This is a genomic window from Pseudoflavonifractor capillosus, assembly GCF_016899775.1.
Taxonomy (GTDB): Bacteria; Bacillota; Clostridia; order Oscillospirales; family Oscillospiraceae; genus Lawsonibacter.
This window is the reverse complement of record NZ_JACJJE010000001.1, coordinates 141,185-166,596: the sequence shown is the minus strand read 5'-3', so window position 1 is coordinate 166,596 and position 25,412 is coordinate 141,185. Positions and strand designations below refer to the sequence as shown.

At 58.1% G+C, this 25,412-nt stretch carries 24 protein-coding genes; 22 read left to right on the top strand and 2 right to left on the bottom strand.

Translation table 11 applies throughout. The features are described 5' to 3' along the window. Positions 1-623 (bottom strand): helix-turn-helix domain-containing protein (locus H6B31_RS17655; protein ID WP_346014018.1); only part of this gene is annotated, 623 nt, incomplete at its 3' end. A gap of 203 nt (positions 624-826) precedes the next feature. On the opposite strand from H6B31_RS17655, the gene H6B31_RS00800 reads away from it, so the two are divergent. Further along, positions 827-1,309, top strand: coding sequence for a hypothetical protein (locus tag H6B31_RS00800; protein ID WP_204896763.1), 483 nt, complete (start codon positions 827-829; stop codon positions 1,307-1,309). 560 nt (positions 1,310-1,869) lie between these two features. On the opposite strand, the gene H6B31_RS00795 is transcribed toward H6B31_RS00800, so the two are convergent. Then, the gene (locus H6B31_RS00795) at positions 1,870-2,229 is read right to left on the bottom strand and encodes a helix-turn-helix transcriptional regulator (protein ID WP_204896762.1); all 360 of its coding nucleotides are present in this window, start codon (positions 2,227-2,229) and stop codon (positions 1,870-1,872) included. Positions 2,230-2,599: 370 nt separating this feature from the next. Here H6B31_RS00795 and H6B31_RS00790 point away from each other — a divergent pair, with 370 nt between their 5' ends. The 21 genes from H6B31_RS00790 to H6B31_RS00695 all read left to right on the top strand — a co-directional run bounded on the left by H6B31_RS00790 (position 2,600) and on the right by H6B31_RS00695 (position 25,344). Beyond that, positions 2,600-4,378 (top strand): hypothetical protein, encoded by a 1,779-nt coding sequence (locus tag H6B31_RS00790; RefSeq protein WP_204896761.1) that lies wholly within the window; start codon positions 2,600-2,602, stop codon positions 4,376-4,378. Next, a complete protein-coding gene (locus tag H6B31_RS00785; RefSeq protein WP_204896760.1) occupies positions 4,359-5,183 on the top strand; it encodes a hypothetical protein in 825 nt (274 codons plus the stop codon). The genes H6B31_RS00790 and H6B31_RS00785 overlap by 20 nt, the downstream gene beginning before the upstream one ends. 12 nt (positions 5,184-5,195) lie before the next feature. Continuing rightward, positions 5,196-7,838, top strand: coding sequence for a hypothetical protein (locus H6B31_RS00780; RefSeq protein ID WP_204896759.1), 2,643 nt, complete (start codon positions 5,196-5,198; stop codon positions 7,836-7,838). Then, entirely contained in the window at positions 7,831-9,462 is a 1,632-nt protein-coding gene (locus H6B31_RS00775; protein ID WP_204896758.1) for an MORN repeat-containing protein, read from the top strand. The genes H6B31_RS00780 and H6B31_RS00775 overlap by 8 nt, the downstream gene beginning before the upstream one ends. After that, positions 9,459-10,028, top strand: coding sequence for a Pvc16 family protein (locus H6B31_RS00770; protein ID WP_204896757.1), 570 nt, complete (start codon positions 9,459-9,461; stop codon positions 10,026-10,028). Before H6B31_RS00775 ends, H6B31_RS00770 begins: the two co-directional genes overlap by 4 nt. Beyond that, on the top strand, positions 10,025-10,411 hold the full coding sequence (locus tag H6B31_RS00765) for a DUF4280 domain-containing protein (protein ID WP_243418778.1): 387 nt from the start codon (positions 10,025-10,027) through the stop codon (positions 10,409-10,411). The genes H6B31_RS00770 and H6B31_RS00765 overlap by 4 nt, the downstream gene beginning before the upstream one ends. Positions 10,412-10,570: 159 nt before the next feature. Continuing rightward, entirely contained in the window at positions 10,571-12,166 is a 1,596-nt protein-coding gene (locus H6B31_RS00760) for a phage tail sheath family protein (RefSeq protein WP_346014017.1), read from the top strand. A 21-nt stretch (positions 12,167-12,187) separates the two neighbouring features. After that, positions 12,188-12,622 (top strand): phage tail protein, encoded by a 435-nt coding sequence (locus tag H6B31_RS00755; protein WP_204896755.1) that lies wholly within the window; start codon positions 12,188-12,190, stop codon positions 12,620-12,622. An 18-nt stretch (positions 12,623-12,640) separates the two neighbouring features. Next, positions 12,641-13,009, top strand: coding sequence for a hypothetical protein (locus H6B31_RS00750; RefSeq protein WP_204896754.1), 369 nt, complete (start codon positions 12,641-12,643; stop codon positions 13,007-13,009). Continuing rightward, positions 13,006-13,188, top strand: a complete 183-nt coding sequence (locus tag H6B31_RS17650) for a DUF6760 family protein (RefSeq protein ID WP_346014016.1) — start codon at positions 13,006-13,008, stop codon at positions 13,186-13,188. The genes H6B31_RS00750 and H6B31_RS17650 overlap by 4 nt, the downstream gene beginning before the upstream one ends. Before the next feature lie 12 nt (positions 13,189-13,200). After that, on the top strand, positions 13,201-13,635 hold the full coding sequence (locus H6B31_RS00745; protein ID WP_204896753.1) for a phage tail protein: 435 nt from the start codon (positions 13,201-13,203) through the stop codon (positions 13,633-13,635). Beyond that, positions 13,607-14,569, top strand: a complete 963-nt coding sequence (locus H6B31_RS00740; RefSeq protein ID WP_204896752.1) for a hypothetical protein — start codon at positions 13,607-13,609, stop codon at positions 14,567-14,569. The genes H6B31_RS00745 and H6B31_RS00740 overlap by 29 nt, the downstream gene beginning before the upstream one ends. Continuing rightward, entirely contained in the window at positions 14,566-15,132 is a 567-nt protein-coding gene (locus H6B31_RS00735) for a CIS tube protein (protein ID WP_204896751.1), read from the top strand. Before H6B31_RS00740 ends, H6B31_RS00735 begins: the two co-directional genes overlap by 4 nt. A gap of 80 nt (positions 15,133-15,212) precedes the next feature. Beyond that, positions 15,213-16,277 (top strand): hypothetical protein, encoded by a 1,065-nt coding sequence (locus H6B31_RS00730; protein ID WP_204896750.1) that lies wholly within the window; start codon positions 15,213-15,215, stop codon positions 16,275-16,277. Between the two features lie 11 nt (positions 16,278-16,288). Then, a complete protein-coding gene (locus H6B31_RS00725; RefSeq protein WP_204896749.1) occupies positions 16,289-17,026 on the top strand; it encodes a hypothetical protein in 738 nt (245 codons plus the stop codon). Between the two features lie 26 nt (positions 17,027-17,052). Then, on the top strand, positions 17,053-17,421 hold the full coding sequence (locus H6B31_RS00720; protein ID WP_204896748.1) for a GPW/gp25 family protein: 369 nt from the start codon (positions 17,053-17,055) through the stop codon (positions 17,419-17,421). 49 nt (positions 17,422-17,470) lie between these two features. Then, complete coding sequence (locus H6B31_RS00715; protein ID WP_204896747.1) at positions 17,471-19,936, top strand: baseplate J/gp47 family protein; 2,466 nt, start codon at positions 17,471-17,473, stop codon at positions 19,934-19,936. Beyond that, entirely contained in the window at positions 19,933-21,846 is a 1,914-nt protein-coding gene (locus H6B31_RS00710) for a baseplate J/gp47 family protein (protein WP_204896746.1), read from the top strand. Before H6B31_RS00715 ends, H6B31_RS00710 begins: the two co-directional genes overlap by 4 nt. Before the next feature lie 61 nt (positions 21,847-21,907). Next, complete coding sequence (locus H6B31_RS00705) at positions 21,908-22,852, top strand: hypothetical protein (RefSeq protein ID WP_204896745.1); 945 nt, start codon at positions 21,908-21,910, stop codon at positions 22,850-22,852. Between the two features lie 15 nt (positions 22,853-22,867). Beyond that, positions 22,868-24,805 carry an AAA family ATPase gene (locus H6B31_RS17645; protein WP_204896744.1) on the top strand — a complete coding sequence of 646 codons (1,938 nt, stop codon included), beginning with the start codon at positions 22,868-22,870 and terminating at the stop codon, positions 24,803-24,805. 134 nt (positions 24,806-24,939) lie between these two features. Then, positions 24,940-25,344 carry a hypothetical protein gene (locus H6B31_RS00695; RefSeq protein ID WP_204896743.1) on the top strand — a complete coding sequence of 135 codons (405 nt, stop codon included), beginning with the start codon at positions 24,940-24,942 and terminating at the stop codon, positions 25,342-25,344. Positions 25,345-25,412 lie beyond the last annotated feature (68 nt).

Here is a 25,412-nt window from a genome sequence, read left to right as displayed (position 1 = left end):
AGACCTGTTGGCAGCAGAGGCAAAAACTCCTGGGTGGAGGGCAGGGACTCAGGCAGCGGCAGGTGGAGCAGTACAGCCGAGGTTGCCGCCACAAATGCCGCTGCCGCTTTCCGCTGGGGCGTTTGCTCCGCCCCTTCCGTCAGGAACACCTGTACCTCATCAAGCGCAAAGCGGGCGTGTTGGATCTGGTGGAGAGAGAGGTTGGCGTAGGCGTAGATCAGACAGGCGGACAGCTGTGCGCCCATATCGGGGCCGGTGAGGTAGGCCCCCGCCGCCCGTGCCGCTTTCTCCGGCTGGCCGGTGAAGTAGTAATACTCCGCCGTAGCGATGTCCCGCTGGGGGCCGGCCTCCATGGCCCGTACCGCGGCCATGCACGTGCCCGGCTGGAAGGGGGTGTTCATCAGGGGCATCAGGCAGGCACTGTCCAAAAGGCTTGGGGCAGGGGGCCTCGCCTGCTTTCGGACAGAACGGGGGTCCTGGGGCTTTTCCGCGTCGGCGGGGATGGCCCAGGAGTTCCCGAATTTCTGCGCACCGGGAATGCGGCCGGCGATACAAAACTGCTGCACCATCCGGTCTGAGAGGTCCCATTTTCTCGCTGTCTCTCGCACGGTGAGATATTCCATGGCTGTGCCTCCAGAGCTTATTTCTCACTTCCTAATTATATAAGCATCGAAACGCAGTTGCAAGGTGTGACTCCCGACTTAAAAAGGCATAAAGCAAATTATGCATAGCGCATGAACTGCAGGAATGAAGTATTGCGCCACAGATCCAAATCTGATAAGATTTTCCCGAAATACAAATTACGAAGGAAAGGAGACACTGTCCTATGGATAGCACAACTCTGCCACAGTCCTCCCATACCCCGGATGAGGGCGAGAAGCCCCGACAATTCATTCGCATAGGCAATGCTAGAATTGATTTAGGCGATGCTATTACTGCCATCTTGCAATCCGCCGGCACCGTTTTAACAGACATCCGAACAGTCGAATTCTGCCAGGAGGTGCCTGCAGGAGAATTGTCGGCAAAATTTTTCTATGACCCGAGCGGTAAGCATGTTGATCCCTACCCTGGCATTGATGTGGAGTTAACCCCGCGTCACTCACCAAACAGTACCCCAATCGCCTTGACTCGGGTTGAACAGACGGTGTGGGGGCCAGAGCAATCCAACGCAATCCGTGTCAACATATATGGACCTTCATCTCGGTATCTGGGGTATGTTGAACACGCACCAGAGGATGTTGTATCGGGGAATCGTTCTGAGCGAGCGACTCTGGTGCTGAACCAAGGCGATGAAGACTTCCTTGCTTAACTGGTCTGTGGATCAATTTCTTTGCTTATTAGATCCGGTTTTACCAGTAGCCAAGATCAGCCAGAGCAAGGATACAAATACAAGCGCAGTGAAACAAAAATAATATAAAACTTCTTTTAATCCAACAGGGCGGCTTCGTATAGAGCCGCCCTGCTTTTTATGTTTCCTGCCGTGTAGAGGATGTCGCAGTTACAGGCCTGTTCTCCCGCCTACGGAACGTCCACATCCGCCGCCAAGGCCCCGCGGGGTGCAGGAACAGCAGAAGAGCAAACAGCGTGACATACCCAATGATTTTCTTCCGCATTTGAAACCTCCTTGCGCAAACGATCCCCCGTGATCATATCACGGGGCAGGGGACATCCACTGCCCAATCAACTTGACCGGCCCTGCAGACTGGCCGGCCAGTATCTCTGTTGCATCAAGTAAATCCTACATAAGTCCAGGGCACATTGTAAGAGCGGGCCATAGAGAATTCATTGTTTCGCCATACAAAATATCAGGACGGCAGGAAGTCGCATTCCCGCCGTCCTGATCGTGTCTATTTTTACCTGTTTTCGGTGTCACTCGCCGGGGGGATCGCTGGGTGCCTGGTCCTCGCGGCCCGCTTCGGACAGCTCGGCAATGCGCAGGATCACAGGAAGCAGCCGCTCCACGTCTTCGTCGCCGAGCCGGCGCAGTGCCCGGATCGCCTGACAGGTCATCGGTGAGTCGTGGTTCTCCGGGTCAAAGAACTCCGACATGGTCATGTCGAAGTAGTCCACGATGTTATACAGCTGTTTCACCGATGGCAGGCTTCTTCCGGAGGAAATGGCCTGCACATAGCCCTCGCTCATGCCCAGCTCCGCGGACATCCGGTACTCGGAGACATTCCGCTGCAGCCGAAGCTCTGTGACGCGCTGAGAAATATATTTTTCATCCATTCAGCATCAACTCCTCGATTTGAGGATACCGAATTTCAGAACGGACTGCTGTAACTGCATTATTGATATTATGCCGTAACCATATAATGAAATTACCTACTTGTTAATCAGAGTACCGGCTATCAGAAAATAGTATCCGCGGAGATTATTTTTCCCGCTTTTTCCGGGATGATACGGTCCCTTTTCCCACGCTGATTTTGCGGCCGATCTCCCCCAAAGATTAGAAAAATCCCTCCACCCTACGGACGATAGACAGGATTTTTGTCGAATGATAGCATGGGCTTAAATATGAAAAACTCATTCCTTGGGCGGGGCACGGGGCCCGCCTCGGGGGGTGTCTCGGAGATCTGGAATTGGGGGAGGGCCAGCCATGGAGCAGTTGTATCCATTTTCAAAGAACCGATACTTCCGAAAAAAACGGATGCGCGCGGTGGACTTTGAGCGGGACCAGGCGTTCGCGGACCACAAGCTGTCCTTCCTGAGCCACTGGGTCTTCGGCACCGGCGTGGCCTTTGGCCTGGGGGTACAGCGGATCGACTCGGACTCCCTGCTGGTGGAACCGGGCCTCGCCATTGACGCCCAGGGGCGGTTCCTGATTGTGGACGAGCCCACCATCTGCCGCGTCCGCGCCCTGCCGGGGTTCGAGGCGCTTCAGAGCGAGAACGCCCTGCTGTGGCTGTCCTATAAAGAGGAACTGCTGGACCCTATGTTTGTGGCCGACGACGAGGGGCAGAACACCCAGTACGCCGTTGCCAAGGAGCGGTTTGAGTTGTCTCTCAGCGAAGAGGGACTACTCCCCATGCCAGCGGCGGATGAAGCCCTGCTCTCGGAGACCGTGCTGTTTGAGGACGAGGAGATCCGCGTGTCACAGAGCATCCCCAGAGTCCTGTCCGCCACGCACCCCTTCCATCTGCGCCTGTATATCCAGTGCTTCAGCCTGGAGCCGCTGGATCTGGAGCTGACCTACGCTCCGGACATCCCGGGTTTCACAGGGGAGAACGGCAAAGAGCTTCGGTTCCAGGAGCGCCTGCGGGCACAAAAGGGCGAGACCGTGCTCAACCTCACAGTGCTCCCCGCCCAGCCCGCCCAGATGGTGCGGATCACGGTGCCGGAAACCGGCCTGTCCGTGGAGAAACGCGGGATGCGGCACAACGGCCAGTGTGCTTATCAGGAGGAGTTTGCGGTCGTGCCCGGCGATGTGTTCGCCGCCATGGCGGAGCGGCTGAACGCACGCTCCCCCCAGGAGCTGTGGGATGACCAGCCCCTTGGCGTCCCCCTGGCCGGTGTGCGGTTCGTCCGCTACGACGACAAGGCCCTCCTGGATGACATCCTGCCCCTCGGCACCCGGCACCAGGCCTCCGTGCCCTGCCTCCAGGATAGGCTCCAGCGAGTGGCGGCCCGGTTCCTGGCAGTAGAGGACAGGGACACTCCGGAGAAAAACAGGCCGTGCCCCAAGGCAGGAACCCAGGCACAGCCCGAGGCTTCCGCTGCCGCACCCAGGCAGATGACCACCGGCTCAGTGATGGTCAACGCCGGGCTTCACATGAAGGCGGGCAGTATTTTGACCACTGACGAGATCGAGCATGGGCTTGGCCCCGGGACAGTCTTCATCGAGTTTGGCATCGAGCATATCTACCCTGTGGCCAACTCCGTGCAGAACCGGACCGACCTGCTGCTGGGGGACGTCTCCCTGTTCGATCAGGCCAGCGGGACTTATGACAAGGATTTCGACCGCGGGGTCCGTGTCCACCCGGATAAGGGCACCTTTGAGCTGGCAATCCGGCCCCTTGCCGATCTGCGGCAGAGCAACATCTGGCTTCGGTGGTTCGCCTGGCGGCCCGATGGCGCCGCCCCCAAGCCGGAGACGGGTGGCATCCTGAAACGACTGCACCCCGACGTGATCCATGTCAAACCCGGTGAGGCCATCAGCTTCACCCCCATCTTCACCAACGGGGCCACCCTCCCGTGCGACTTCTTTGTGGAGGGAAAGCAGGCCGGCGTGATCACCCGGGACGGCATCTACACCGCCCCAGAGCGGGAGGGGCTCTATCAGATCTACGCCCAGGTACGCGGGAACCCGGAGGAGCGCGCCAATGCCTTCGTCATCGTGAAGGCGGAGGAGGTGCCAGATGGACCGGGCGGCGTTTGATGGCCTGCGGGTCATCCGCCGAGAATGGGAGTGCGATACCGGCTGCTCCGACGTCTGCCGCACTTCGGCGGGCGAGGCGTGCATCCGCCTCCAGATCCGTGATGGAGCCTGCCAGCGGGAGGTTCTGAGCGGAGGGGCCAAATCCGCAGTCCGACTGGATGGAGGCACCCTGGAGATCCTGCTCCCCTACCGGGATGGGGCGCCGTTTGACAAGTGGCTGGAACGAAAACCAAGCCTGGGCCAGCGGAGGGACGCCTGCCTTGCCATTGTGGCGCAGTGCATTGAGGAGAAAGCGTCGCCCACGGTTATCGAACTGTCCGCCAAGGCGGAGAACCTGCGATTTACCGAACACGGTGTCGGGCTCCAGCTGCTCCCGGACTGGGGCGCCTGGCGGCGGACAGCGGCGGCAGACACGGCCACCGTTCAGGCAGTTGCCGCCCTGTGTGCAGAACTCCTGACCGGCGGATTCAGCAAGGTGCAGGAGCATCTCTATCCTGTGGAGCTACAGCTGATTTTTGCCCGTTTGAACAGCGGCTCTTATCAGGAGTGGAGCCAGCTCCAACGGGACCTTGCCGACATCCCGGACGACCTGCTCCCAGTCGCCCACACCCAGCGAACGGTATTGCGGCGGGCAGTAAAAACCGCCCGGCGATTTCTCAAGCCTGCCGCTTGTGCTGTGGTCGCTGTTCTGCTGATCGTGGCGCTATTGTCGCTGGCCAATGCCTATTTGAGCTGGAGAGATCGAGACATCAACACCTGGGGTGGCATCACCATCATTGGCGATCAAGATTTGCAGGGAGAGTAAGGGGGGAGCGTCTTGTTTAGCAAAGTGAAGAAGTGGCTCCCCAAATTCCGGCATTTAATTCTTCGTGTAGTCCTGACGCTGATCTGCTCCATTGCGGTCGGTGTAGGGTACAGCCTGATCATATCGGATCAGTATTTGCCCACCATGGACGGGAATGTGTACGCCATGGACCCCACAGGCAACTCTCTGTTCATGGTCCTCTCCAAAGAGGCAAACAACAGCCTGGTACATATTGACTACAACGGGAACCTGCTTCACTACGCGGTCACAGAATCGAACCAGGCCTTTGAAAATCTCGTGGTGCTGGATGACACGATCTACGCGGTCTTGACCACCTATGACGCCGGTGTGACGACGCAGACGCTGGTATCTTTGTCCATGAACACCACCCATATGCCGATGCGGGTCTTGATGGATCTCACTTCTCTCCCCGAGGTGGCCCACGCGGACATCACCTGGACAGGCGCCTATCTGCCTCTGGGGGATGACCCGCAGGAGATCTGCCTTGGCGGCGTAGACGAAGATGGCTGCGGGTACCTGCTCCACTGGAATTTGGCGACGGAGCGCGCGGACTTGGAGCACATCTTGGTCGGAGAGTCCCTCTATAAGCTGAAATATGTGGACGACGGCCGATATGTGTGGATCGACCGGGAAGGCCGTCTCGGACAGTACATAGACGGCGTGTGGCAACGTGATCTGCTGGCTGATCTCGCCAGAAGCCCGAACCACGTCTCCACCTATCAGGACCAAGTTTTTATTGCTGACAGCAGCACCGGCGACGTGTATGAGCTGTCGGCGGACGGCTCTGTGGAACTTCGGTGGTGCGGTACCGACGAAATCCGTGGCTCCGGCTACCGCTATGAAGACATTACAATCTTTACCACCAGTCCGGACAGCGATGGGGAGATCCAGGTCATTGGCCTATGCGCGGCAAAGAGTGGAACCTCCAATGTGGTCGTCGGGCCAAACGGTACGATCACGGAATTGTCCATGGGCGGTTCTCGTCTTTGGATGGTGATTCAACATGCATGGGCCACCGCCTTGATCTGTTTCCTGTTTCTTATTGTGATCGTGGAGGTCCTCCGGGCCTGCCTACGCTCCTCCCGCATGGCAGTGCGGCTGGTGATGGGTGAACTTGTCATGGCCACAGTGATGCTTGGGTCTGTCATCGGCATCCAATATGACTTCTACCAGCATACCATTCAGGAGGACGCACAGCAAACGCTCCAGCTGATGGGCGGAAACCTGGCTGATGTACTGACCTCCGATGTAGAGATGAGCAATCAGGAAGTCACAATGACGGTGCAGGACGTGTTGAGCCGAGTAGCTAACAGCGAGCAGTACACCGTGAATGTGGCCTGGGTCAGCGACGGCATTCCCCTGATCGGCTACGACGATCAGGTCCCCGCCATGTACCATGTGGAGGATGTGAAGAGCCGCGGATACTACAATGCAGTAAACAGTTTCCTCAATGGGTCCAGGAACCGTGACCTACAGGAGATCCGCAACGATATGAATGTCAGGGAGTATGTCTATATCCAGCGCATCACGCAGGAACAGTGGACAGGCTGTGTTACAGTCGCCCAGACAGAAAGTGCCATCCTGTCCGGCCGCTCCAGCTTCTGGGCCACCATGATCCCCATTCTTTGTGCCTGCCCGTTCCTATTTGCGGCCCTGATTTTTCTCACCGTACGGCTCCTCAAGCCTCTTGGTCGGATTCGCTCGGCTCTGGAGGAGTTCTACGACACTGGAGGCGGCAACCAGATTGACTTGGACCAGATACCCAAAACTGAGCTGTATGAAGTCAGTCTGGTGTTCAATGAGCTGTCCCACCGAACGAAAGTACAATTCAACACGCTCTCCCACATCAACGACGCATACACCCGTCTGGTGCCGGACTGTCTTTGCCAGATGCTCCGGAAGCGGGATGTGCTGGAACTCTCCGCTGGGGACTACACGGTGGTGGATGGTGCCATGTTGATTTTGGTGCCGGAGACACCTGCCCGGACCGCTGAGGCCCTGGAGGCACTGTTCCGTCCGGCGGCCGACCTGATTGCTGCCAACGGCGGCATGATCATTGACTACGATGAGGGCCTCGGCTCGGCCACTGCCATCTTCGGAGATCCAGAGCAGGCACAGGACTGTGCTAGGCGCTGTCTCGCAAAGCATGACGACGCTGGGCAGCGGGTCATGGCGGCGGTGTTCACCGAGCAAGTGGAGTTCGGGGTCTTCGGCTCAGAGAAGCTGATCTATCCGCTGGCTGTATCGGGCGCGCTGCACCGCCAGCATGAGGCCCTGTCCCTGCTATTGGGATTTGGCGCTGTGATGGTACAAAGCGGCGAGATCAACAGCGGTGCCTTGCGGCTCCTGGGGTGGGACGGTGAGACCGCCTACTATGAAGATCCCCGACTGCGGCCTGGCTCCTGGCGGTCGCAGTGGGAACTTGCGGGGCCGCTCTGGGCGGAGGCGATGGAGCTGTTCCGCGAAAAACGGTTTGCCGAGGCCATGCGGAAGTTCGCCCGGGTCCTGCGCCTGATCCCGGAAGATGATGCCGCACGGTGGTATCTTTTCCGGTGCGAGTCCCTGCGCGACACCGACCCGGCGCAACCGCTGGATACCGGTCTTCTGTTCAACTGGAGGGATCGGCATGGATAAAGAAGCTATCTCCAAGCTGATCCGCTCGCCCAAGGACTATTGGAAAATCGGCCCCGTCTACATCTGGAAGTGGCTGGCGCTTCTGCTGCTTGGCGTGCTCTGTGTTGCCATCATCCTTCTGTCGGGGCTTCCGTTGGGGCTGTTCTCCCGCGGCGGCGCCGGGATTCCAACCTACCGCTATAACGACCCCGACCTGCAGGAGATATCCGGCACCGTCCGCATCCTGGACGGGCAGGACGTCATCCGCTATGAGGGCGAGGTATCCGCCGGTGCCTGTACAGGGAACGGCAAAGTCTACGATGCCGCCGGCCAGCTTGTCTATGAAGGGCCTCTGGTTGATGGGGTGTATGAGGGAGCCGACGCAAAGGTCTATGCCGACGGGTTCCTTGTCTACGAAGGTGAGATGGCACAGAACCTCTACGAGGGTCAGGGACGGCGGATTGATCCCACAACCGGGATCATCAGCGAAGGCCAATTTGTCGCAGGAGTTTTCGAGGGCGAGGGGCAGGAGTTCTTTCCCGACGGCACCCTTCTCCGTTCCGGGACCTTTGCCCGGGATCTGCTCAATGGCGAAGGGCAGGAGTACGGCGAGGACGGGACGCTCCTGCGGATCGGGACCTTTTCAGACGGCCTGCTCCATGGTACGGGAACCCAGTACACCGCCAGCGGAGCCCTGCAATATGAGGGCGACTTCCAGTTCGGTATTTACCATGGGCAGGGGAAGCTGTTCGACACATTATTGCAGGCCCTCTTCTATGAAGGGGAGTTTGTGTGGGGCGAGGCCCGCGGCCTGGGCCGGATCTGTCATCCCAGCGGGCAACTGCTCTATGAGGGACAGATCTACGACGAACAGCCCCGGGCGGACGCTTTTCTGGGCCTCTCACTGGCCGAGGTAGAAGAGGCATTCAAAGAGCACTGGCTTCTCTACACCTGTGACGGAGTGACCGCATTTGTCTATCCATACTTCCGCCTGATGTTTGTCACGGAGACGCCGATCACCCTGGTATCCCAGACAGAACAGGATGAACTGACAGAGCAGGAGCGACAGGAACTGCTGGAGGCCCTGGCCCGTCAGGCAGAGCCAGCGTCCGGGTCTGGTGAGAATGCAGCGCCAGGCACTGACACTGGAGGCGGCGCGCCCCCAGAGGACAGCGGTCAGATGGAAGAGGCAGGCACAGCCGGCGGCATATCGGACAATGGGGAAACCCGCATAGCCGGCGTCCAGTATTCCGCTTCGGCAGTGACAGCGCTCACAAAGCAGTATGGGGACAAGGAGCTCTCTTCGGAGATCGACCACAAGGATATTATCATCACCGAGGTGCTCTCCTACGGTGGCCCCCTGCCCGGGACGGCGCAGCCGGAAACCGACACTGCATCCGGCCGGCACAAGCTGGGATGGCGGGAATGGTTCAGTGATTATGCCGCCGGGGAAATACTGCTCGGAGCCGGCGCCCTGCAGATAGGGCCATTCGTCTATGAGTTCACCGCGTTTGAGATGGACGAAGAACAGCAGATCGACTATACGCTCGCCACTGGCGGCGGAGTGACCACCACAACAGTCCGGCGGGAGTCCAAGGACCTGGTGCTGTGGTACCAGAGCGCGGTGCGGGAGGATGCATCATGAGCAATGATCCGGTATTTATGCGGGCAGGTGAGCTGTTGCTGGAGCATCTGCGAAGCGAGCTGGTCCCTGTGGTGATCAGCTCCGGAGATATGCTCAAAATCGCTCACCCAGGTATGGAAGAGGATTTCCGCTTGGGGCTGTACCTGCACGATCTGGAGGAGGTCCGCCCAAACGGCCCGCCGGGCATGACTCGCCTCGGCGAGGATACCCGCCGGTTTCCCGACCTGCTTCTGGCGCTCCATTTCCTTGCCTATGCCAATCGAAAGGTGGCCTTCAACAGCATGGGGTCTGAAGATGAATTGCTGTTGTTGGAGGCAGTATATCGTGCGGTACACGGCGCGGGCAAGCTGGAGCTGGACGGCCGGGAATTGAGGCTGAACTTCCACCCTCTGACACGGGCGGAGAAACTATCGCTCTGGCAGAGCTTGAATGAGCCGCTTCAGCCAGCTGTTTACCTCACGATTGAACCGATCCTGGTACCAAGCACCCGCATCTCGCGTGTGCCGCCGGTGCGCGAGGTCCAGACTTCGGCCAAGTACATGGAGAAAGGAGGGCGAGACCGTTGAGCTTTTGCCAATGCACAGGCGCGATTCTGCAATGTCCATTCGGTATGGCACCAGCTACCTTCAATGCCCTGCCGACGCCCCGCGTTCTGATCACCGGCAGGCCCGCCGGTGTCATGACGGACATGGCGCCCATGGTCAATATCCCGACCTTTGGTATGTGCCAGAGCCTCGCCAACCCCACCGTGGCGGCAGCGACAGCAGCCGCACTCGGGGTGCTGACGCCCATGCCCTGCGTACCCGTCCCCGCGGGGCCATGGCTGATCCCTTCTCCCAAGGTCTTCATCGGCGGGCAGGCAGCCATTACGGATGGCAGTAAACTCATGTGCGCCTGGGGTGGCCAGATTACAGTCCAGTTTGCAGGCCAAACCAGTGTACAGCTATAAGAACTGCAAAAACAAATCAATAGAAAGAGGGTATCGAAAATGGCAGAGTATTTGGCCCCAGGCGTGTATGTTGAAGAATTCGACAGCGGTGTCAAAGCAATGGAAGGTGTGGGAACCAGCACTGCTGGATTCGTCGGCCTGGCAGCCCGTGGGCCTGTAGTGGGCAGGCCCGTCCTGCTGACCAGCTTCGCGGACTACAAGCGCCGGTTCGGCGGCTACCTCTCCGAACTGGAGTACGGACGCTACCGCTACCTTCCCAACTGCGTGGAGCAGTTCTTCACCAATGGCGGGAGTACCTGCTACGTCATGCGAGTGGTCCCGGAAAATGCTGTGGCTGCCAAGAGCGCGAACGGACCTATCGTGGTAACGGCAAAAGAACCCGGCGCGTGGGCCAACACCATGGTGGCGTTCCTCACCCGTTCCACCCGGGCGCGTACGCAGATCCTCTCTATTCAGGACAGCATCAGCGGAAAGCAGTATGAGCTGAAAAACACCGCCGGGTTCCGTGTCGGGGATCTGGTTGCCTTCAAGGCTGCAGGAAACGTCACTTACAACAAGATCACCGGCGTAAACGGCCAGTTGGTGACAATGGCTCAGCCGCTCCCGGATGACGCGGCGGATACCTCCCTGGTGCCGCAGAAGACGCTGGAGGCTTGTGGTGTGGATCTGGTGGTTCTCTGGGAGGACATCCAGGAGTCCTATCCGGGCTGTTCCCTCAATCCAGGCGTCTCAGACTACCTGCCGGACGCCATGGTAAAGTCTACGATGGCCCAAGTCACACTGAATGTCGGGGACGAGATTGGAGACCCCTTGGTCCTGCTGGGAGCTTCCCCGGAGACTGAGACGCTCCGCATTGAGTTGAGCGGCGGTCTGAACGGTACTATGGACGCGGTCAATGCCGGCACCTTCAACGGTGTGGACAATGGTCCAGGAAAGCGCACCGGCATTGAGGCGTTCCTGGAGATCTCCGACGTGAGCATTATGGCCGTTCCCGGCGTCACTGACGCCAATGTGCAGGCCAAGCTCATTGCCCACTGTGAGGGGCTGACCAGTCGTTTCGCTGTACTGGACGCTCCGCTGGACGCCACTGCGGTCGGTGAACTCAACACCCACAAGAGCGCTTATGATACCAGCTACGCTGCACTTTACGCTCCTTGGGTGCAGGTCTTTGACCCACTGCTCAAACGGCCCACCTTCCTGCCGCCTTCCGGGTCGATGTGTGGAGTCTATGCACGGACCGACATTGAGCGTGGTGTCCACAAAGCGCCGGCTAATGAGGTCATCCGCGGGTGTACTGGCCTGTCTGTCACCTATAATGAGGCCGAACAGGGTAAACTCAATCCCAACGGCGTCAACCTGATTCGGGCGATCCCCGGCATGGGTATTCGCGTATGGGGTGCCAGAACCTGCAGCAGTGATGGCAACTGGAAGTACGTCAACGTCCGCCGTCTGTTCATCTTCCTGGAGGAGTCTATCCGTGCTAACACCGGCTGGGCCGTGTTTGAGCCCAACGATGAGGGGCTGTGGTCTCGGGTTAAGGGAAGTATCTCGCTGTTCTTGGAGACACAGCGCCGCAACGGCGCACTCATGGGGTCCACGCCGGAGGAGGCCTACTATGTGGAGGTGGGCCGCAACACCATGAGCCAGGATGATATTCTCAACGGCCGGCTGATCTGTGAGATCGGCGTCGCCCCCGTCCGCCCGGCTGAATTTGTGATCTTCCGTATCACGCAGAAAATGCAGGATGCGACCTGATTGTAAGAGGAGGGATTCAACATGGCAGATATTATTTACCCGTATAAGAAATATAACTACAAGGTCCTGCTGGACAACAGCGAGGAAGCTGGTTTCAGCGAGGTCTCTTCTCCCGATATCACCTCAGACCCTGTGGAGTACCGCGAAGGCAATATGACCGGCAAAACTGCGGGTAAGCAGCCCGGCATCCTGAAATACGGCAACGTCACGCTCAAGCGTGGCGTGACGGAGTCGCAGGTCTTTGTAGCTTGGATGAAAGATATCCAGGACGGCAAGGCACCCCGTAAAACAGTTGTCATCACCCTGATGGATGACGAGATGAACGAGGTGGCATCCTGGCAGTTGGAAAAAGCCTGGCCCACCAAGTACACCGGCACAGATATGAATGCCACCAGCAACGAGGTGGCGATTGAGAGCCTGGAACTGGTGACGGAGGGTGTCACGCGCATTAAGTAAGAAGGAGGGTCCTGACGGATGGAACTGCAAACGATGTATCCCTTCCGGCTCCCCAAGGGCTACCTGGATAGTGAAGGGACCCTTCACCGTGAGGGGCAGATGCGGCTGGCCACTGCCGGAGACGAGCTCAGTGCCCTGCGTGATCCCCGGGTAAAGGCCGATGAAAGCTATATGAACGTGGTCCTGCTGTCCAAGGTGGTGACCTCCCTGGGCACGCTTCATGAGATCACACCGGAAGTAATGGAGGGGTTATTCGTGGGTGACCTGGAGTTTCTGCAGAATATGTATGAAACGATCAACAAGGCGGATAACCCGAAGATCCAGGTGTCCTGCCCACATTGTGGGAAACAGTTTGTTGACACCATAAATTTTCTGGGAGCGGAATGAACCTTAGGCCGCAAAAAGAGTTGTATCGTCAACTCTCGTTCATTTCGTACTATTTTCATTGGGACCTCGACAGGACACTGGCATTGCCCCACCTGGAGCGAGAAAAGTTTTGCCGGGAGATCAGCCAAATCAATAAAGAGGCCAACTCGCAGGAAAAGAACATCTTTGAAATATCATAGAGGTGATTCATAATGGCTGAACTATTGCGAATTGACCCGCTTCCTGCATACAACTTCCATGTCTGGCTCGGCATCTTGGAATTTGGCTTTTCTAAGGTATCTGGACTTGCGCGGGAAAGCGATCCAATTACCTATCAGGAGGGCGGTGTCAATGACCACGTTCATGTCTTGCCGGGTCCTACAAAAAATTGCGGCACGATACGTCTTGAGAGAGGCGTATATGTAGGACAGATTCTTCCCCTTTACTTGGTGGGGGCAAAGCTGGATGTCCCTATGCGGATCGAAGTGTGGAAGCAGGACAACCCTCTTTATGGCGGAAAAGTGTTTACTCTGGATGGGTTGGTGATCAAAAGATGGGAGGTAGGTGACCTGGATGCACAGCAGAACGCGTTGCTTATCGACCGCTTTGAGCTCAGCTATGAGGATATGTTCCTCACGCAGAGCTGATCAAGCCCGATTATCCATACAGCACACCATTGTTTCAAAAATTGGTGGACGTCGCTATACGCTCTCCAGAGTGGAACTGCTCCACAAACGGCAAATCATTCTTCCCCCGCAGCCAGTAACACAGCGGCAAAATGTGCATAATACAATCTATCAGACGGTCGTACACCTGCACCAGACTACTCTGCAGCATATCCATCGTCAGATCCATGCGGCAAACTATCTGCGGCAGGACGCTTTCCTGTTCGTCCTGCCGCAGGTGGTATCGCAGCAAGTCCGCCAAAACACGCTGGACCCATCGAGGCCAACGCGAGCGGCACGTACGCTGCTCCATATCTTCTCCCGGGAGAGCGCGAAACGGGAACTGCGCCCATTTTACAGTGATGTGGTGAGAAGCGTGTTGCGGGAGGAACAGGAGCGATACAAGAGCCGACCGACCAAAGCAATCTCCCTGATATGGAATCTGTTTGGCCAGCCCAACGCATTCCGTACTCTGACCCGTTTCTACCTTGGAGCTGTGGAAAAGCTGGGCACGAACTACTTCCCAGCCCTGAACGGTCCCAATGCCCTCTACCTGGCAGCGGGGGTCGTGATGCACAGCCGGGTCTATAAACGGTACATCCACCAGTTTTGGACACAGGAGAGTCCGCAGCTCCCACTTCGCTATACAGCGAGGGAAGCGCCGGTGCTCGACGATCTCATGCAGCTTCCGGTCGCCCGGCGTACCATCCTGCCATCCAGAGAGACCTTGGAACGCCTTGTTCGCTCAGTTGATAAAGGGGATTCCCAGGCGCCGCTTTCCTCAGGAGGCTCCCCCTCGCCTGGTCAGGAGATGCGGCTGAGTGAAGCAGACTTCCGCGCACTTGTCCGAGGCGTGACCACATCGCTCAGCCGTCAGGCACGCCTTGAGAGTCTGCAGCGAGGAGGCATCTCATGAGTAAGGCACTGATCAGAGATGTAGACAATACCATTGAGGCATTCGAGGTGCAGTTTAATCCAAACTCGCTGGAATACTCCGTGGGGACGAATTATCGAAGTACAAAAGGCTCAAAAAAGACAAACGGAAAAAGCACGCTGGCTGATGACGAAAGTGCCCAAAGCGATCCATCTGGAAAAACCGGATCAGCTTCGCTGTCCGTGACGCTCTTTTATCACACATACACCGACGAAGATACATACAGCGATGTACGCGATCAAATCAAGAAAATCAGGCGTTTTATCCGTGGCAGTGGAAATAGCGGTAAAAATGACCTGCAAATGAAATTCACTTGGGGCACTTTTTCATTTGAGGGAGTCGTATCCTCATTTCGGGCCACATATCAGATGTTTGCCGCAGACGGTACACCAGTACAGGCAGAGGTAGCCATCACAATCGAAGGAGAGGACCCCGACTACACGGCGTCAACAAAATCGGCAGGAAAAAAGCTCAAAGCGAAGCAAGAAACATCCGATCAGGCGGCGGATCAGGTTTCCAAGCTCTGCAGCTGGCTGTTTGGCTAGGCGTGCCAAGGCGCGCTTTGGATTTACACAGAACACATGAGGGATCGGGAGCGGACGCGGGGAGGAGCGTAATCAGGATCATGAAATACTCCGGCCTACATGAAAAATATGGCGGTTTTCGACGCCCCACCTTCTCCCTCAAGGTCAATGGGCAGGAACTGAATGTGGGAGATGGCGCCAAGGTCGAGTCCCTGGAGTGCAGGCTCACGACCCGGCGTCAGGCCGGCAGCATATTCCTCTTGGCAGAGCTTACCCCGGGGAAGGAGCTGGCCGACACTTGGCTGAGTGCTATCCAGCTGGGGGCGGTGTGCACACTGGCATTGGGGTATCAGGAAAAGGAAGAAGATGTTTTTTCGGGCTTCGTCTACGATGTCATCTGGGACGATCCGCTGGATACCGGCATCCAGCAGGTGGAGATGATCTGTCTGGATGTGCGTGGGCAGCTGATGCTCTCCGCCCTCTCTGACGCCGGTGCCGCCCGTTCCCTGTCCCAGCTGCTCAAGGCTGTTTTGAAGCAGTCCTCCTGCACCCGGATGGCCTCCACCGTCTCGATCGGGAAAATCCCGTCCGACTGGGACCTGCCCTTTCAGCGCACGGGTCCGACCGACTATGCGATCCTGTGCGCGGCGGCCGACTTCCTTTGCTATGAGTTCTATGCCTTCGCAAATACTGTCTACTTCGGGCCTGCCAGGGATTCATCAGACGTGGCGGTCGAATTTGACGCGGCGAATGGCCTCATGCGGCTCCGGCACCGAAAGACCCTGGCCGCGCAGTGTGCGGGCGTGGCGGTCAGCGGCACAGATGACAATGGGCAGCGGCTCTATGCCCGGGAAGCCCGATCTTCTGACCAGGGCTATGGGATTGGTCAAATCAAAGCCGCATTGGGCCAGGATGTCCACCAGGCCGAGCCTGCCATCCGCACCATGGCCCAGGCCAACTATCTGGCCCAGGCACGGATGCAGATGCGGCAGCATCAGGCGGGCCTGCTTATCGGTCAGGGCACCGGAATACCGGAACTGAGGCCCGGCCGATTTGTGAAGGCCAGCGGCCTGAGCGATCAGGTCAACGGCTCATACTATATCGTCGATGTAATCCACACCATTGACGAGACCGGATTTGAAACCTATTTTGAGGCGGAAGAATAAGGAGGCTTTACATGGCCGACTTCGACTATCTGCGCGGAAAGGTGACCGCGCATCTTGGTGATGATAATAAGGGCCAGGTGGAGGTCTCCCTGGGCGGCTATGATAAGGACCAGGATAAAATTTACGCGCGGGTCTCCCAAAGCATGACCGGCGTCTATTGGCTGCCGGAGGTCGGGGATGTTGTGGATGTCGCAATTCCCAAGACACCGGGCTATCAGGCATATATCATCAATGTTCATCGCCCCGCTGGGGACAAACAGACACAAGATTGCTGGACGGAGAAGAACGACCTAAAGGAGTTTCGCACGCGCTCCGGTCACTCCATCTTATTCGATGATACAAAGGACAAGACAAAGATCACGCTTCAAACCGCAGGCGGCCTAACGTGCAGCCTGGAGGACGAACCGCAGACTGTGACGATCAAAAAGACGGACACAGAGACGCCCGTCCTCACCATGGATATGAAAAATGATGCGGTCACCCTGTCCGCGGGGAAAAAGATCCTGATCGAATGCGGCGGTGCATCGCTGGAAATAGACAGCAGCGGCAACATCACCATCAAGGCGAAAGGGAAACTGGAAATGAGCGGCCAGGAGATCTCGCTCAATGCACAGAGTAAGCTGACCGCAAAGGGCCAGCAAGTAGATATATCCGGCGGCATGACAACGAAGATTGCCGGTCAGACCCAGCTGCAGATGACTTCCTCCGGGATCACGGAGGTCAAGGGCAGCATGATCAAATTAAATTGACTTCTGAATGAGCGGAGGTGCGCAATATGCCCGCGATGAAATTCCCATGCAAATTGGAATCCGGCCTGGGCCGCTTCCGTACCATGAGCGAAGCGGAAGAGATTGCGCAATCTGTCCGAATGATCCTGCTGACGCACCGAGGGGAACGGCCATACCGTCCGGAATTTGGGTCCGACCTTTCACGATATGCCTTTGAAAATGTAGATACCACCCTGCGCACATTGATCCGTCAGGAGGTCATAGCCGCTCTGAGGAAGTGGGAGCCGAGGATCTTCAATATCCAGGTGACCTTCGAGCCAAATCTGCAAGAGGGTGCGCTGCTTGTCAATGTCTCTTACGAGATCCTGAGCACTGGCGCGTCAGCTCAGGTTTCCGTGCCGCTGAACATTTTGTGAGCCGAGCTGTGAATTTGGATTCTTTGCAAATGTGAGAGGGGGAACGGACATGGATGACTTTTGGGCACAGCTTGAGGCGTATGTCCGCTCCTACCTGCCGGAGTGGCAGTATCAAAAGGGCGGGCCGGAGCTGGAGGCAGCCCTGATGACAGCCATGGGGGAACTGCTGGAGGAATCTAGGGGCCGTCTGGAGCAATTGCCGGAGAAGCATGAGCGGGAGTTCCTGCGCCCCTGGCTCGGAGAGCCACAGGCCAGTACCCCCATGTACGCTTATGCCGCGTTGCACGCCCCCAGGAGTGTGCCTGTGTCCAAGGGCAGTCCACTCTATCGCTCGGGGAATGGCACGCAAATCTGGGAGACTGCCGAGGATGCCTGGGCCGAACCTGCCCAACTGGCTGAGATGGTTCTGGCAGGCGGCCCCAGCGGCAAACTGATCCGTCTTTCTCTTCCCACTCCCGGACAGCCGGTCAAGCTGTTCGATCTCCAGGCGCCAGGAATGCAGAAACGAGAGGTTATCTTCCGACACCCTCATGCTTTTGCCTCTCAGACCGGATGCCGGGTCTTACTCCATCTGAAGGGGGCATCAGAGCTGATGCTCCAATTCCTGCAGGACCCGGATCGGGTTTCTTGGTTCCTCATGGAACCGGAGAAGGCTGTTCCTGTCCCGCCGCCTGCCTGCACAGATGGAAAACTGCAATTCACCCTGCCGCCCGCTCCAGGCGGTTCAGCCCTATCTGTACAGGCGAAAGATGGGCAGATATCGCCGCCCGCCGCCGTTCGTAATGTAGATGCCGACCTTTCCCGTGGCCCATCAGATCAGTTCCATATCGTAACGGATGCCGGATATACCCAAGGATGCACCTGGCTTCCTTTCGGCACCCAGCTGACGCTCTGGAACTGCTGCTACTTTTCCTGCCCGGATGTGATCTGTCTGCCTGGCGCACGCCTTACGCTGTCGTGGACGCGCTCCATCCAGATACGGGACGATATCCTCCCAGGCATGGACCAGACGCCGGAGTATAGGCCAGTGATGCGAAGGATGCCGCAATCCCCGCCCAAGCCCCGCGACGTGAATGCGGACACGATCCTGTGGGAATACTGGGACGGATTTGTTTGGCGGATGATACCGGGGACAGAACCATACGCGTGCCTGTTTTCGGACCGCGGTGAAACCGGCCATAACACTAAGGATATGGAGGCCAGTTTCACCCTGCCGGCGGACGCAGTCCGTTGCGAGATTCAGGGATTGGACAGCTACTGGCTGCGCTGGCGGCTCTGTGCCTGCGACGGCTCCGGATGGCTGCCTGCCCGGTACCATATTCCGGAGATTTCAGGCTTCCGGGTATCCGCCGAGTTGGCTGGAGCAGAATTATCTGTGGAGCGATGTTGCGGCCTGACAGAGCACATCGACATCCTGACCGGCAATCAAAAAATCCTGTTCCCGCCGATCACGCCGGAACAGGATACCCTCTGGCTTGGATTTGACAGCCCGCCGGGAGGAGAAAATGCCAACCTCTATCTGACACTCCGTGGCCGGGCTCCAGGGCGGAAGCTCACCGCATGGGAGGCAACTTCTGAGGGAAACGAAACCCCGCTCACCCTGGTCGATGGAACAGACGGCCTAGCTCACAGCGGTGTGCTTACGCTGGGGGACGTCACCGGACGCACCACCATCCGGTTCGGGTCGAACCGCTGGTGGATCGCACTCCGTGATGAATCAGGGCCTCCGGAGGCCGGCAGGCTCCCTGTCCTGCAGCAGCTGGACTGCGGTGTCGTGCTGCTGCGTTCTGCAGACTCCGACGTCTGTATGCCCAGCGACCCCTTTCTCCCGCTCCGGGGCGGCATGGTGTCTGGAACGGCGCTGACAGAAAGTTTCGGTGGCGTTCAGGAGGAAACAGACCAAGACATCATCCATCGAGCCAGACAGGAGCGCCACCACTTGGGCCGCGCGGTCTCCAGCCTTGATGTCAATCAGCTTATCTGCGGGACCATCCGTAGCGCAGTCCGCACGCGTTGTATCCGGGACGGTGAGACGCTCTTTGTCGGTGTGCTGATGCGCGATGTCACGCATCACGCGGATGCCTTTGCGCTGAAAAAGGACGAAATACACCAGCTCTTGATCCAGGCCAGCGCCCTGCCGTCACTGGGCGTCACAGTGCAGGTGCGGGAACCCAACTTCTATCCCATTCATGTGATGGTGTGGCTCCAAATACCGCCCGGCAGCGACTATACGGAGAGCAAGCGGAAAATCAAGATCGCGCTGAATCGATTCCTGCATTCCGCCACCGGGAACTTTCACGGCCAGGGCTGGCGCATAGGGACGCTGCCCACTGTAGCCCAGATCCGCAACTGCCTGCAATCCGCCGCCCCTGATGTGAAACTGGTGGAACTGGTATGCGCTACGACGACACCAGAGGGGTTAGAGCGAGAACTCACAGCAATTCATGATCCGTTCGCGGTCCCAATCGGCGGGGCATACACCATCCATGAAATGAAAGGGGGGCATCGGAAATGAACCCCGTTGATCTGAACCAAACCAACCAGGCGGATCTCTATACCCGGCTCTGTAGCCGTATGTCCGAGATGGTGCCCGGATGGAGTGATGACATTCCCAGTGATCCTGCTGTCGCAATCCTGGAGTTGGTGTCCTATCTCTCCGATATGCAGAATCAGAGGATCAACGCTGTCAGCGCTGAACATTATCGTGCGTATTTGAAGCTGCTTGACGGAAAGCAGCGAAGCGCGGCTCCAGCTGAACTTCTGGCACGGGATATTGGGGATAAGCGCACTTACCCGGGCCAGCGTTTTTGGATCGATGGCGTTCCCTTTGAGGTGGTCATCTGCGGAGGCCCCGACAGCGCCATCGCATCCATCACCTATCTAAGTGGGAAGACTCAACGCACATGGGACGACAATCTGCCCTTAACAATAGAGGGGCAGGAACCGACACTCTTGATCACGTTCACGAATCCCATTCCTCAGAAGGCAGAGATCCAGTTGTGGTGCAGCCTGATCCCAGATTCCTGCCGCGTACCGCCGGATGACCAGACACCACCCCCGGTCACCATCTGTGCCCAGGTATCTGATGGAACCGGCTGGCGGGAAGTTCCGTTGGAAGATGGGACCTGTGGCTTGCTGCGCAGCGGCTACCTGATCACCACTCCAGAAGACGGCGCTGTGGCCTCTCTTCGCCTGACGATCAAGGGCAGGATTGAGGGACGGCCTCAGATCTCGCAAGTTGCACTTTCACCGATCCGCTTGGAGCAACGGCACACCCGCTGTGCCACCGTTGACCTCACCGCGCCGTTCCGTATTCCAGAGGGCTGGACAGGCAATCGGGTGATTCGGTACTTCCTGCCTGAAACCGAGGCGTGTTGGCGGGAGGCTCCCGGCCTCTTTGTGTATGAGGGAGAAGTCAGGGGGTGGGGCGAAACTCCACCGCCGGTGATCCGTGTGGTGGCCGCGGAACCGGACTTCCCCTTCGAGCATACCCTTCAATCCATCGCCGGAGAGGAAGTCGTGCTGGAGGAACCTGGCGTCCTGACAGATTCAGTCCAGCTGATGGTACAAGAGAATGGGCTCTGGTATGACTGCCCCATTGATGAACCGGAGTCCGGGCGCACATTGCCCCGCGGCTGCCGCTGGCTCCAGGAGACGCAAATTCTCCGATTTGGTGATGGCCGCGACTTCTGTGTGCCGGTGGGCGGACACCTGCTGGTCACCTCCTGTATCACTACTCTGGGCGGCATGGGCAATGGTGCCTGCGGTCTGATGACACAGGGCGGCGTCCAGCTCCTCGCTCTTGGGCCAGCAACCGGCGGCTGTGATCTGGAGGCCGCTAAGGACGCTTTCTTCCGGGTCGCAAAGGAGCAGGCCGAACCGCTCCGGGCAGTTACAACATCAGACTATGAAGTCCTTGCCCGGAAAACGCCGGGACTGGCGCTGAACCAGGTGCGTGCGATCACGCACCGTGCGCAAGGCAGGAAGGAGGCCGGAATCACGCTCATCGTGAAGCCTGATGCCCATGAGGACCTGCCGATGCTGACTCCGTGGCAGACCGAGCGGCTTCAAAACTGGATGGAGCAGTATCGTTTGATTGGCGTGCCTGTGGATATCCACAGCCCGCGCTATCTGCCATTTGAAGTCACCGCCTCTCTGCAGGTGAGCGAACCCATTGCGGAGCAGGTCATCCGCGAGACTGTGTTGGCGCTGGCCGACGGTGTATCCGGTCCACTGGACTTCGGAGCAGAGGTCTCCTTTACAGCACTTTACGCTGCTTTGGGGGCATTGGACAGTGTTGTGGCAGTGACCGCCCTGGAACTGCGACCACTATCCAGCGGCGTACGAAAATCCCAGGATGGGAGTGTGCACCTGAAGCCGGATATGCTCCCATATCTGAAGTCTCTTCGTGTAACACAGTCCTGATGACTGGAAACATGTTCAAAATGACAGGCCCACAACCACATCTGCAGAGGGGGATCGATACATGGACCAGAGATTTCGAAGATACCGCTCGGACTGGGACCTGAAGCGATGCGGTATATATGACAGTGCCGGCGGCTACCGATCCCAATGGTACCAGGGGTTCTGCGATGGGATGGAGTGGCATCGGCTCTCCCTGTCCGGCTTGTCGGATGCGCAGGTGCGGGTCTACGCCACTGACCAGCCGCCGGACATTTGGGACGGTACCTTGGTGCCTGTGATGGAGCGTCGGGCAAGTGATTTGAGCCTCTACGGAGTAAAAGGCCGGTTCCTATGTTTCACCGTGACTCCAGCGGATGCCCTGACAAGCTACACGCTCACGTTCCCGGGACGATCCATTGACTCCGCGCTGCCGCTGATCCTGCGGGATGACGCAACACTCCGTCAATTCCTGGCTGTCTATCAATCCGCATATATGAATACCAACCAGCAGGCAGCCTGTTTCCCGGGCAGGCTGGACCCTTATGCGGAAGACACAGTTCCGGAGCTGAAACTCTGGCTTGGTGCAATGCGCTGGATGCATGACGCTCCATGTGAGGAGGCTCTGCTCCGCGAGGCGCCGCGTCTTAACCGGATGCGCGGCACCCGCAATGGCTTGGCCCGCCTGTTGGAGATCGTCACAGGAGGCCGCGGAGAGCTGGTGGAAGACTTCCAGTGGAAAAACCAACCACTCAGTGCCAGTGAGCAGGAGGACTGCGCGCGGCTCTATGGGAACGAACACGCCAGTGTCTCCCTGCTTCTGCCTGCCAACACATCGACAGCGACCTACCGCTTTTTGGAGGATGTGCTGGAAGATTTCATTCCGCTGGGTGTCAGCTATTCAATTCTTCAGATCCACGAGGGCACTGCGATGGATGGGCACAGCTATTTGGACATGAACGCAGAGCTGAGCGACCCGCCGCAGGCAGTCATGGACGGCTCGGACCTTGACGACTTGATTCTGGAATAAAGGAGGGAGACTGGCGTGAAGGGTTGGGAGAATAATTCAGCCTGCATCCTTGGCTACCTGGAGTTGTTCAAGCAACTGTCCGCTGATGATGTGGACCAGAACAGCTGCCTGGAAGACTACCAGACGCTCCTGGCCCGGGACATGGCCACGCCGGAGTCCACCCCGCTGGCGACCCGTATCCTGCGGGAGCGGTTCCATCTGGACCAGAGGGAGTCCCTGCTCCTGATGGCAGCCCTTGCTTTTGAGATGGACAGCGGATTGCGCAATCAGTTCCGCTCCCGCTATGGCCTGACCCTGCCGACCATAGAATACGGCCTGCTGCTCATCACTCCGCTGTGTCCTGTGAGCGTGGAGACCATTGCGGAATTGACGGGGCCTAACATCCTGTGCGGGCTTCTCCTCACCACGGCCGAGCAGACCGCCTACGCTATGGAGCGCCCCCTGATGCTCTGCCGTGCGGCGGTCTCCTTTTTGACTGGACTTTCCCTGCCCGATCTCAAGGGCGTCCAGGCTATGATACCTCAACAGGACGCCGTGTTTCTCCCCATCCATGAGGAGGCGCTTGGGCGCGTCCAAACCTGGCATCAAAGCGGCGCGGCCAATGTCCTGTATCTGCAGGGGGAGGCCGGAAGCGGGCGGCGGACACTGCTCTGCCGCGCCTGCGGCGGCGCCGTTTGTGTGGAGTTTGAGCGGATTGAGGGGCTTTCCGCGCTGGACCGGGACCATCTGTTCCGGGAGGCCGCGATCCTCTCGACCACGCTCTCCATCCCCATCTGCGCCGTTGATCCCTCCAACCGGGAGATCCTCCGGGAACTGGAGTGGTTCCATGACCGTTTCTCCATCCCCCTCACCGTCCTGGTCGAAGGGGATATGATACCGTTCCAGGCCGACGAGGTCATTCGGCTGACCTCCCAGCTGTCTCCCCGCGAGCGGGAGGCGGCTTGGCGCGCCTTTGTGCCCCGTTCCGCCCCCCACTCCGCACCGGAGGGCTCCATGACGATAGGGGCGGTGCGGGCGACCGCGGAACTTGCTCTTCGCTCCGCAGCAGAGACCGGCCACGATATGGTACAGATTGAGGATACCAGGCGCGCCCAGCAGCTTCGCGGTGGTGCCCTGTCCTTTGGTATTCAATATACCCCCACAGCCTCTCTGACTGATATGGTACTGTCCGAGGCGGTTCTGGGACAGCTGAAACAGATCTGCATGGCCGCCCAGTGCTGGCCGCAGCTCTCCGCCTGGGGTATCCCGTATCAGAGGGAGGGCGTTACCGCCGTCTTCCATGGCCCATCCGGTACCGGAAAGACCATGGCGGCCAACGCCATCGCCCGGGAGCTTGGGATGCCGTTGCTGCGGGCGGATTTGTCTCAGATCATGGACAAGTATGTGGGTGAGACGGAAAAGCACCTGGGCCGGCTTATGCAGTGCGCCCGGGAAAATCGATGTGTCCTGCTGTTTGATGAGGCCGACTCGCTCTTTGGCAAGAGGGCCTCCGTCTCCACAGGACATGATAAGTTTGCCAACCTGTCCACCTCGTACCTGCTGCAGGAGATCGAGCAGTACGAGGGCGTAGCCCTGCTGTCCACCAACCTGCTGAGCAACTTCGATGACGCATTCCTGCGCCGGTTACACTACATCGTCCGGTTCACCCTGCCTGATGCCACACTTCGGGAGCAGCTCTGGCGCAGGGCGCTGCCAGAGGACCGTCTGGAGGGTGACATCCCCTTTTCCGCCTTATCCCAGGCGGAGTTGAGTCCGGCCCGCATCAATGGGATCGCCCGGTCCGCTGCCATCGCCGCCATGATGGATAACAAGGAGCGGATCGACACGAACACAATCGTCGGTGCTATGCGGACGGAACTTGAAAAGAACGGGAAATCTCTTCCCAGAGAATTGGCATCTCAATTATCTGTACCAACCACCAGCGAAACGAAAGTAGATATGAAAATGCTGTGAGGGGCAGACATCGTCTGCTCCCTGTAAGGGCTATGGGAAAAGCTCTGTCCACTTCCTATCATAGAAAGTCGATTGAATTTACAGAGAAATCTGGTATAATGAAAGTGATTTACTGTTGAAATGGAGGGGCTTCCATGCAGCTTAATCAGCAATTCCCGCAGTGGATAACTGCAAATGCCATTATCCGAGGGCAGATCCTTCCGCTGTTCGGTGTTTATGTCAGGTTCGAGGACAAACAAGCAAGGATCACTTTTTTCCCGGAGGATGTCGTCACCTGGGTCCCACCAGAAGATGTAGAAAAGTTTATGGACATATACAATTCCTTCGCGGCCTGGGCCCATGGCGCCCTCTCCCTGGGGCCGGCTTTGGAGCCTTTTCTATACAGCGCTGCCTGTACCGACCAGACGGCAGCCGCGATTTCGGAGACAGTCCGGGCCCGGATCGAAGCCTATGAAAGCGCGGGCAATACGCCGCTTCGCGCTAAATTTCTTGAAATGATGGGGGTGCAAAACTCCGCATTTGATCCTGACAGCAACTAACCTGTGCAAAGCACTCTAACCCATAGACCAGAGAGGCTGGGACAACGAATCATGATTGCATAGGGGGT

Excerpts from the sequence above, each read along its gene's own strand:
- H6B31_RS00800 (WP_204896763.1), top strand. The coding sequence starts at position 827 with ATGGATAGCACAACTCTGCCACAGTCCTCCCATACCCCGGATGAGGGC.
- H6B31_RS00795 (WP_204896762.1), bottom strand. The coding sequence starts at position 2,229 with ATGGATGAAAAATATATTTCTCAGCGCGTCACAGAGCTTCGGCTGCAG.
- H6B31_RS00790 (WP_204896761.1), top strand. The coding sequence starts at position 2,600 with ATGGAGCAGTTGTATCCATTTTCAAAGAACCGATACTTCCGAAAAAAA.
- H6B31_RS00785 (WP_204896760.1), top strand. The coding sequence starts at position 4,359 with ATGGACCGGGCGGCGTTTGATGGCCTGCGGGTCATCCGCCGAGAATGG.
- H6B31_RS00775 (WP_204896758.1), top strand. The coding sequence starts at position 7,831 with ATGGATAAAGAAGCTATCTCCAAGCTGATCCGCTCGCCCAAGGACTAT.
- H6B31_RS00770 (WP_204896757.1), top strand. The coding sequence starts at position 9,459 with ATGAGCAATGATCCGGTATTTATGCGGGCAGGTGAGCTGTTGCTGGAG.
- H6B31_RS00755 (WP_204896755.1), top strand. The coding sequence starts at position 12,188 with ATGGCAGATATTATTTACCCGTATAAGAAATATAACTACAAGGTCCTG.
- H6B31_RS00750 (WP_204896754.1), top strand. The coding sequence starts at position 12,641 with ATGGAACTGCAAACGATGTATCCCTTCCGGCTCCCCAAGGGCTACCTG.
- H6B31_RS17650 (WP_346014016.1), top strand. The coding sequence starts at position 13,006 with ATGAACCTTAGGCCGCAAAAAGAGTTGTATCGTCAACTCTCGTTCATT.
- H6B31_RS00745 (WP_204896753.1), top strand. The coding sequence starts at position 13,201 with ATGGCTGAACTATTGCGAATTGACCCGCTTCCTGCATACAACTTCCAT.
- H6B31_RS00740 (WP_204896752.1), top strand. The coding sequence starts at position 13,607 with ATGAGGATATGTTCCTCACGCAGAGCTGATCAAGCCCGATTATCCATA.
- H6B31_RS00735 (WP_204896751.1), top strand. The coding sequence starts at position 14,566 with ATGAGTAAGGCACTGATCAGAGATGTAGACAATACCATTGAGGCATTC.
- H6B31_RS00730 (WP_204896750.1), top strand. The coding sequence starts at position 15,213 with ATGAAATACTCCGGCCTACATGAAAAATATGGCGGTTTTCGACGCCCC.
- H6B31_RS00725 (WP_204896749.1), top strand. The coding sequence starts at position 16,289 with ATGGCCGACTTCGACTATCTGCGCGGAAAGGTGACCGCGCATCTTGGT.
- H6B31_RS00720 (WP_204896748.1), top strand. The coding sequence starts at position 17,053 with ATGCCCGCGATGAAATTCCCATGCAAATTGGAATCCGGCCTGGGCCGC.
- H6B31_RS00715 (WP_204896747.1), top strand. The coding sequence starts at position 17,471 with ATGGATGACTTTTGGGCACAGCTTGAGGCGTATGTCCGCTCCTACCTG.
- H6B31_RS00710 (WP_204896746.1), top strand. The coding sequence starts at position 19,933 with ATGAACCCCGTTGATCTGAACCAAACCAACCAGGCGGATCTCTATACC.
- H6B31_RS00705 (WP_204896745.1), top strand. The coding sequence starts at position 21,908 with ATGGACCAGAGATTTCGAAGATACCGCTCGGACTGGGACCTGAAGCGA.
- H6B31_RS00695 (WP_204896743.1), top strand. The coding sequence starts at position 24,940 with ATGCAGCTTAATCAGCAATTCCCGCAGTGGATAACTGCAAATGCCATT.